We start from the raw sequence: 4,980 nt of genomic DNA on the forward strand, positions 1-4,980 counted from the left end.
TCTCGTCGGTGACGTGCGGGATCACCTGTACGGTCGCGCCGAGATAGTCGCCGCGACGTTCCTTCGCGATGACGCGTTCGTAGATGCGGCCCGTCGTGAAGTTGCTGTTGCGCGAGGTGGTCGTACGTACGAAGCGTTCGTAGTGGCCGAGATCCAGGTCGGTCTCGGTGCCGTCGTTGGTGACGAACACTTCGCCGTGCTGGAACGGACTCATGGTGCCCGGATCGACGTTGATGTACGGATCCAGCTTCACCATGCTGATCTTGAGGCCGCGGGCTTCGAGAATCGCGCCCAATGAGGCGGCGGCGATGCCTTTTCCGAGTGAGGAAACGACACCGCCAGTCACACAGATATAACGAGTCATCGGAGCACCGTCGATGAAGGAGGAGGAGCCAAAGGACGCTGCACTGAACGCACAGCACCTAACTCACGACGGGAGCGCAGTCTATCGGAATCGGGAGATCGACGAAAGCAGCAAAGCGATGAGGTTGCGGCTTTCGCGTAATTTTTTTCGCGTCTCGTCAAGGCGCGGTCTGCCGCTGTGCCTGTATCCGAGGTTTACCCTGCCAGACGACCTGCACACCCTCCTCATCCGCGTCGGCCGCGAACTCGTCGGCCGTCCACAGATCGCCGACTGCGGCGAGTCGATCGTCGACCCACAGCAATGGCAGACGATTGCGCCACCACGGCAGGATATCCGCGGCTTGCAGCAACTTCTTCAGATCGCGGCGATGCGGGTCGCCGGCCGGCTGCAGCACTTCGCCGCCCTGACGGAAGGCGACGCGCAAGGTGCGCGGCAACAGCGCACGCGCAAGTCCGGCGCCGTGGCCAGGCTGCACATGCAATGACCCTAGTTTGTCAGGAAGGACCAGCGGCCGGCTCCATTCCCAGTCGAACGACACAGCCTCATGCGAACTGCCGCGGCGGACCCGATCGCCATAGAGCAGGCCGCGGAATCGCCGCACCTCGAATCCGTCCCACTCGATCACCGGCAATCGATCCTCCTGCGCCGCGAGCATGTCGTGTTCCAGCGCGAGGAGCTTGCGCGTCGACGGCGCGCGGGCGCCGCGCAGCTTCGACCAGTAGCGCAGCAGATTGCGCCGGCGGGCATCGCTGAATCCGGCCAGGACATCGACCTTCAGGCACGGGCCTGTCGCGGCGGATGCCAGATCGGCAATGGCGAATTCATCCAGCAGCGCCATCCCCTCACCCGCATGCCTGGCCGTACGCACGGCGGTGCGGACCGCCGATGGCCAGCGCGTCTGCAGCAGGGGCAGGATCTGATGACGCAGGAAATTGCGATCGAAATGCGCGAGGTCGTTGGACGGATCGTCGATCCAGGCGAGCCCTTCGGCGCGCGCCCAGTCTTCCAGGTCCGGGCGCGTGAACTCGAGCAACGGACGCAGGTGCCAGCCCGGCGCGAACTCCCGGCACGCGGGCATGGCCGCAAGCCCCGGCAGACCGGCGCCGCGCAGCAGGGCCAGCATGAGGGTTTCGAACTGATCGTCGGCGTGATGCGCGGTGAGCAACGCATCCCCGGGCTGCAGGCATTCGCGCAACGCTGCATAGCGCGCATGGCGGGCCGCCGCTTCCAGGCCTTCATCGGCCGGCGATACCGCCACCTTTTTCGATGCGAAGTCGATCCCGAGACGTTGCGCCACGTTCTCGCAATGCACGGTCCAGCGCGCCGAATCGGCATGCAGCCCGTGATCGACATGGATTGCGCGCAAGCGATAGCCGGGGCGTGCGGCGCAGGCGCGCTGCAGCGCCGCGAGCAGGACGGTCGAATCGAGCCCGCCGCTGAATGCCACCCGGAGCGTGCCGCTGGCGCCGGCCGGCAGCGTCGAATGAATGCAATCCAGCAGTGCGGCGGGCGAGAAGATCATGGGTGCGCAGCAGTTTGCAGCAGCGGCCTCTGACTGTAGGTCAGGCTTCAGCCTGACAGTTCCTGCGCCGGCCTTTTCGGAGTCAGGCTGAAGCCTGACCTACAAATCAGCTTTCGCTGAATACGCCGTAGCTGCGCAGCCGCTTGTCGCGCGTGGCGAGGAGTTCATCTGTCGACAGCGCTTCGAGTTCGCCGAGATGACGCAACAGCGCCTCCTTGAGGCTGTCGGCCATGGCCTGCGGATCGCGATGCGCGCCGCCGAGCGGTTCCTTGATCACCTCATCCACGACGCCGCCGAGCTTGGCGATGCGCTCGGCGCTGACGCCCATCGCTTCGGCCGCGAGATCCTTCTTGTCGGCGCTGCGCCAGAGAATGCCCGCGCAGCCTTCGGGAGAAATGACCGAATAGATGCTGTACTGAAGCATCAGCAACCGGTCGCACACGCCGATGGCCAGTGCGCCGCCCGAACCGCCCTCGCCGATCACGACGCTGACGATCGGCACGCGCAGCGCCGACATCTCGAACAGGTTGCGCGCGATCGCCTCGCTCTGGCCGCGCTCTTCGGCGCCGACGCCGGGGTAGGCGCCGGAGGTATCGATGAGCGTGATCAGCGGCATGTTGAAGCGCTCGGCCATGTGCATCAGGCGCAGCGCCTTGCGATAGCCCTCGGGCTTGGGCATGCCGTAATTGCGGCGCACCCGTTCCTTGGTATCGCGGCCCTTCTGCTGGCCGATCACCATGACGGGACGACCGTCGAGCCGAGCCGGACCGCCGACGATGGCGTGATCGTCCGCATACATGCGGTCGCCGTGCAGTTCCTGGAAGTCGGTGAGAATCGTGTTGATGTAGTCCAGCGTGTACGGGCGCTGCGGATGGCGGGCGAGCTGGGCGATCTGCCACTGGGTCAGGTTCGAGAAAATGCTCGTGGTGAGGGCGCGGCTCTTGGCCCGCAGGCGCGCGATTTCCTCGCCGATGTTCACTTCGGCGTCGTTCGAGACGAACTTCAGCTCGTCGATCTTGGCCTCGAGCTCGGCGATCGGCTGCTCGAAATCCAGAAAATTCATTGCCATACGGCGGTGATCCCTGCGAAAACAGCGCGGAACATAGCGGGAGATTGCCCGGCTGGCAAACGGCGCGCGGTCCCCTGCAAGGAGAGCCGCAAAAGACCGCCATAAAAGAATGGCAACCGAGGCTTCTTCCGATCACCCCCTCTTGAGGCACTGCATCTGTAGGTCAGGCTTCAGCCTGACATTCCCAGGCCGGCTCAAGCCGGCCCCACAGGAGGAAAGAAGAAAGCTGCCTACTCCGAATCCGGCGCTCCGCCGCTTCTCGCCAGATCCTGCTGCCTGATCTTGTCGACATTGAACCGCGCCGCGCGCTCGCGCATGGTCCTGAGCACCTCGGCAAGCGGCGGCGGTTCGTCCTTGATCCAGCGCAACGGATTGATGCGGGCCACCACGAAGGCCCGCAGGTACGGACTCACCAGGCCGCGCTCCTTCAACTTGTCGACCGCTTCGGTCACCAGCGTATCGAGTTCGAACAGCTTCTCGGCGGCCGACTCATGTGCGCCGATCGCCTTGCGCAGCGGCTCCGCTGAGAATTCCATCAGCCGCCGCAGGATCGAGTGATACGCACCGCCCGCGAAGTTGCCCTTTCTTTCGTAGCACAGGCCGAGCGTCACCAGCGCCGGGTCTTCCAGATAGAACGAGAAATCCTTTTCGGGCCGGCTCGCATCTTCCTCGATCAGTCCCTTGTAGATGCGGATCACTTCGAGCGCCCGCTCGCGCAGGTTGTGCGCCTTCTCGGTATTGAGCGCGAGGATCTGCCACGCGATCTCGCGCTTGGGCACCACCAGCGCAACGATGGATTTCGCGCCGAGACGCCGCAGCGCTTCGAGGCGGTGGCGTCCGTTCGGCGTCCAGAATCCTTTCTCCGGCGCCGTAATCGCGATCACCGGATCGAGGAACAGGCCGGTGCGGTCGATGACCTCGGACAGCTTCTTGTGATGCGCATCGGAAAGATCGCGCTGGAACGGGGTCGGATCGACGCTGTCGATCGGCAATGCAGCCAGCAGCAGCGGATTGCGGCCCAGCGGTTCGAAGTAGCGGCCGACGATGACGCCGCCTTCGCTCTCGATCCGCTGTGCTGCCTCGCTCGCTTCGGCGGGCAAGGTGTCGATCACGCAATCCTGCGGCTGGATACCGCGGGTTCGCGGCGCCGCCTTTCTGGGAGTCTTGCGACGCGCGGGCGCGCGTTTCGCCTTGCTGGATGTCTTCTTTGCGGGCATGGAAAACTCCCTCGACGCTCCGGCCTGATCGAAGCCTAGCGGGCACGGCGCCGCAGGCATAGCGGTCAGTCACCATTGCGACCCGGCAGATGCTGTCGTAGACAGTTCGCCAGGAAGCTCGATCCGCACCGCGCCGGAACCCGCGCGGATGCCGAGCGTTGCATCTGTAATTCCCGTCGCCTGCAAGGAGACTCCGCCATGAGAAACGGCGCTTTGCATTCCCCCATGAAAGATCTGCGCAACGACCTGCGCGCCGTGGCGCGCGATACCGAGGCGCTGCTGAAAGCCACTGCCGAGGTTACCGGCGATCGGGTACAGGAAGCCCGCGCCCGCACGGAGAAATCCCTCGGCCAGATGCTCGACAGCGTGTACGACCGGAAGATGCGTCGCCGCGTACGGCGGCTGGCCCGCAACACCGACGACTACGTACGTGATCACTCCTGGGGCATCATCGCCACCGCCGCAGGTGTCGCCCTGCTGGTCGGACTGCTGACACGTCGCGATTGATCCTCAGCGTAAGGAACTGCCATGCCCGAACAGAAACGTACCGAAGACGCCATTGCCGATCCGTCGCGCCAGTTCGAGACACCGATGGACGTGCTGCGCGACACGCGTCTCGACGTCGATGCGAAGCGCGCCATTCTGGAATCGTGGAAGAAGGACGCGGAGCTGCTTTCCACGGCAACGAATGAAAACATGACGGGCGGCGAGAATCCGCTGCCGATCCTGCAGCAGGTGACGATTGCGCTGGAGAAGCTGGAAGAGACGAGCGGACGGATCAACTGATCTCCTCTCTGCCTTCTTCCCC

General features: G+C 64.5%; 5 protein-coding genes and 1 pseudogene. 2 read left to right on the forward strand and 4 right to left on the reverse strand.

The window, feature by feature from the left end:
• The 4 genes and pseudogenes from pyrG to V7D81_RS22880 form a co-directional block, all read right to left on the reverse strand.
• Nucleotides 1-364, reverse strand: a pseudogene (pyrG, locus tag V7D81_RS22865) (CTP synthetase); the annotation flags it as partial.
• Between the two features lie 157 nt (nt 365-521).
• Entirely contained in the window at nt 522-1,886 is a 1,365-nt protein-coding gene (gene tilS / locus V7D81_RS22870) for a tRNA lysidine(34) synthetase TilS (RefSeq protein WP_324320674.1), read from the reverse strand.
• Nucleotides 1,887-1,992: 106 nt separating this feature from the next.
• On the reverse strand, nt 1,993-2,955 hold the full coding sequence (gene accA, locus V7D81_RS22875) for an acetyl-CoA carboxylase carboxyl transferase subunit alpha (protein ID WP_324320676.1): 963 nt from the start codon (nt 2,953-2,955) through the stop codon (nt 1,993-1,995).
• A 230-nt stretch (nt 2,956-3,185) separates the two neighbouring features.
• Complete coding sequence (locus tag V7D81_RS22880) at nt 3,186-4,172, reverse strand: ParB N-terminal domain-containing protein (RefSeq protein WP_324320678.1); 987 nt, start codon at nt 4,170-4,172, stop codon at nt 3,186-3,188.
• A gap of 225 nt (nt 4,173-4,397) precedes the next feature.
• Between V7D81_RS22880 and V7D81_RS22885 the strand changes: the two genes are divergently transcribed.
• Together V7D81_RS22885 and V7D81_RS22890 are read left to right on the forward strand one after the other, a co-directional pair.
• Entirely contained in the window at nt 4,398-4,679 is a 282-nt protein-coding gene (locus V7D81_RS22885; protein ID WP_324320680.1) for a DUF883 family protein, read from the forward strand.
• A gap of 21 nt (nt 4,680-4,700) precedes the next feature.
• Nucleotides 4,701-4,958 (forward strand): hypothetical protein, encoded by a 258-nt coding sequence (locus tag V7D81_RS22890; RefSeq protein WP_324320682.1) that lies wholly within the window; start codon nt 4,701-4,703, stop codon nt 4,956-4,958.
• The last annotated feature ends 22 nt before the right edge of the window (nt 4,959-4,980 follow it).

Origin of the sequence: Povalibacter sp., from assembly GCF_036735925.1 — a bacterium.
Taxonomy (GTDB): domain Bacteria; phylum Pseudomonadota; class Gammaproteobacteria; order Steroidobacterales; family Steroidobacteraceae; genus Steroidobacter.

What these genes read in the sequence shown, in the direction of transcription:
- V7D81_RS22890 (WP_324320682.1), top strand. Translation starts at nt 4,701, where the DNA reads ATGCCCGAACAGAAACGTACCGAAGACGCCATTGCCGATCCGTCGCGC.
- V7D81_RS22880 (WP_324320678.1), bottom strand. Translation starts at nt 4,172, where the DNA reads ATGCCCGCAAAGAAGACATCCAGCAAGGCGAAACGCGCGCCCGCGCGT.
- tilS (WP_324320674.1), bottom strand. Translation starts at nt 1,886, where the DNA reads ATGATCTTCTCGCCCGCCGCACTGCTGGATTGCATTCATTCGACGCTG.
- V7D81_RS22885 (WP_324320680.1), top strand. Translation starts at nt 4,398, where the DNA reads ATGAAAGATCTGCGCAACGACCTGCGCGCCGTGGCGCGCGATACCGAG.
- accA (WP_324320676.1), bottom strand. Translation starts at nt 2,955, where the DNA reads ATGGCAATGAATTTTCTGGATTTCGAGCAGCCGATCGCCGAGCTCGAG.